The 2,813-nt window shown below is 54.2% G+C and carries 2 protein-coding genes; both read left to right on the forward strand.

The genetic code is table 11. From position 1 onward, the window contains the following. Positions 1 to 128: 128 nt before the first annotated feature. Entirely contained in the window at positions 129 to 1,238 is a 1,110-nt protein-coding gene (rlmN, locus tag JE47_RS0119915) for a 23S rRNA (adenine(2503)-C(2))-methyltransferase RlmN (RefSeq protein ID WP_031461420.1), read from the forward strand. 51 nt (positions 1,239 to 1,289) lie between these two features. Next, positions 1,290 to 2,606: a histidine--tRNA ligase gene (hisS, locus tag JE47_RS0119920; protein WP_031461421.1), complete on the forward strand. Its 1,317-nt coding sequence runs from the start codon at positions 1,290 to 1,292 to the stop codon at positions 2,604 to 2,606. The last annotated feature ends 207 nt before the right edge of the window (positions 2,607 to 2,813 follow it).

Genomic DNA, 2,813 nt, shown 5'->3' on the forward strand with positions numbered 1-2,813 from the left:
TCCGCGACGTAACATTGTTTTCACTCCTTGCAATCCAACTTTTACCATATTCAGGACGACTCAACATATGTGTTAGTTCCTCAACACCCAATGTCGTCATTGTTTCAATTTCTTACTAACGTGGTACAATGCATCATGCTATGGAGCAACGCAGTCTGTATGATTACACTCTAACTGAATTGACCGCACTCTTGCAAAGCTGGGGCGAGCCGGCATTCCGTGCCCGTCAGCTTTACCGGCATCTGTATGTCAATTTAGTCCAACATCCAGAACAAATGACCGATCTGCCGCTCGCATTGCGCCGTCGTCTGGCCGAGATTCCACTCTCAACGTTACACCGCGAGCACGTGCAGATCGGTGACAACGGGATGACGCGCAAGGCGCTCTTCCGACTGCCGGATGGTGCAGTGGTTGAAACAGTCCTGATGGTGTACCCCGACCGCTCGACGGTCTGTGTCTCGACCCAGGCTGGTTGTGGAATGGGCTGTGTCTTTTGTGCTACCGGTCAATTGGGATTGTTACGCAATCTCAGCAGTGGCGAGATCGTGGCACAGGCAATTTGGGCGTCGCAAGAACTACGTGCAATGGGTATGGCTGGGCAAAGCGGGCGTGTTAGCAACCTAGTCTTCATGGGGATGGGCGAACCCTTTGCCAATTACGACCGCTGGTGGCAAGCGGTTGAGCGGCTCCATGATCCACAGGGCTTCAACCTTGGCGCCCGGAGTATGACGGTCTCTACGGTGGGATTGGTGAAGGGGATCGAGCGCCTGGCCGAAGAGCGGTTACCAATCAATCTGGCGATCTCGTTGCACGCACCTGATGATGCACTGCGCAGCGAACTGATGCCGGTCAATCGGCGCTATCCGATTGCCGACTTAATGGCAGCAACACGCCACTACATTGCCAAAACCCGTCGGCGTGTCTCGTTTGAATATGTGCTGCTCCAAGGAAAAAATGACCACCCGCATCAGGCGATTGCCCTCGCCCGCCTGCTCCGACGCTCGGCGCCGCGCGGCCCACTGCTGTTCCACGTCAACCTGATCCCCTGGAATCCAGTTCCCGGTACTCCTCTTGGACGATCCGAATGGGAACGAGTCACTACCTTCCAGCAGATTTTGACCGATTATGGTATTCCCTGTACGGTGCGAGTTGAACGTGGTGTAGAAATTGCTGCGGCTTGTGGTCAGTTGGCCGGGCGTCAGTTCATACCGGTCAATGCTGTTGGCAACGAATCGTGAATGATGATAACAAAGTGTGCGAGCTATCGCTAGATGTACATGAGAGACCGTATGGCGCCAATTCAAAATGTGAAAGGAATGCGCGATCATCTGCCGGCAGATATGATGCTGCGGCAATATATCGTCAATACGTTAACGCGCATTAGTGAAAATCATGGTTTTGAACCCCTACAAACGCCAATTATCGAATACGCCGAGACGCTGGAAGGCAAGTTAGGAGACGATGAAAAGCTGATTTATCGCTTCGAGGATCATGGCGGGCGGCGACTCGCGTTGCGCTACGATCAGACGGTCCCACTGGCACGAGTGACAGCTCAGTATGCCGGTCAATTATCGTTCCCGTGGCGGCGTTATGCGTATGGACCGAGTTATCGCGGCGAACGGCCAGCGCGTGGACGTTATCGCGAGTTTTATCAGTTCGATCTCGATATTGTTGGGAGTTCCTCTCCACTTGCCGACGCCGAGATCATCGCTATCCTGTGTGAAGCACTAGCTGCGCTTGGCTTTCCTGGTTTTGTAACCTTGCTCAATCATCGTCAGATTATCGGCGGTATAGCCCGCGTCAGTGGACTATCAGAAGAGGCTGCGGGTGGTGTCTATCGAGCTATCGACAAATTTGACAAGATCGGTCCAGATGGTGTGCGCACCGAATTGCTCAAATCGGGTATTACCCCTGCGGCTGCCGACCACATCCTGGAGTTGGTACAAATCGATGGTACACCAGACGAAGTGCTGCATGCGCTGAGCCAACAACTGGCCAACGACGAGCGGGCCACAGTGGCTATTGCCAACCTGCGCGCTGTGTTGGCCGGTCTGACAGCAATGGGAGTTCCTCCTGATCAGTATCGCATTGCCCCTCGTCTAGCGCGTGGTCTTTCGTACTACACTGGCGTTGTCTTTGAAGCAATCACACCGCACTGGCCTGAAGGTTCACTCCTCGGCGGTGGCCGTTACGACGATCTAATCGGTCTGTTCGCCGGTCGACAGATTCCGACGGTTGGGCTTGCCTTCGGCATTGACCGGCTCCACGATGTGATGCTCGAGCTAAATCTCGGCCCGCGTCCGCGCACAACTGCGCTCGCATTTGTCACGTTGTTTAGTGTCGATCAGGTTGCCGACAGTCTGGCTCTGGCGGCAGAACTACGCGCTGCCGGGATTAATACGGTCATTGCGCTTGAACCAGGGAACATCGGTAAGCAGTTCAAGGAAGCTGACCGTCGTGGAGTACGCTTTGCACTAGTGCTTGGCCCCGATGAGCTGGCACGTGGTGAGGTTGTGGTGAAAGATCTACAGCGCGGTGAACAACGTTCACTACCGCGTGCTGCTGCCATTAGTCTGCTTGCCGAGGCGTTGAACGAAGGGAAGTAATACCGGGCGTGTGTTCACCAAAGATGGGCGGGTTCTTATGACCCGCCCTTTTCTGTTACAGTTGAGAACCCATTCCAAAAAGCCCTCGCCGCAATCTGCCAGCATTGCCCAAACGCGATATAATGTAGATTTACTCTCTATCGGCAATAACCACTCGTTGATGGTGCGCAGAGGTATGAACAGCCAAAAGCCAATCTACGGTGTAGG

The sequence above is a fragment of the Chloroflexus sp. MS-G genome (assembly GCF_000735195.1).
Lineage (GTDB): Bacteria > Chloroflexota > Chloroflexia > Chloroflexales > Chloroflexaceae > Chloroflexus.

Bases quoted from the DNA above. Each gene is read 5' to 3' on its own strand.
- hisS (WP_031461421.1), top strand. From the start codon at position 1,290: ATGGCGCCAATTCAAAATGTGAAAGGAATGCGCGATCATCTGCCGGCA.
- rlmN (WP_031461420.1), top strand. From the start codon at position 129: ATGCATCATGCTATGGAGCAACGCAGTCTGTATGATTACACTCTAACT.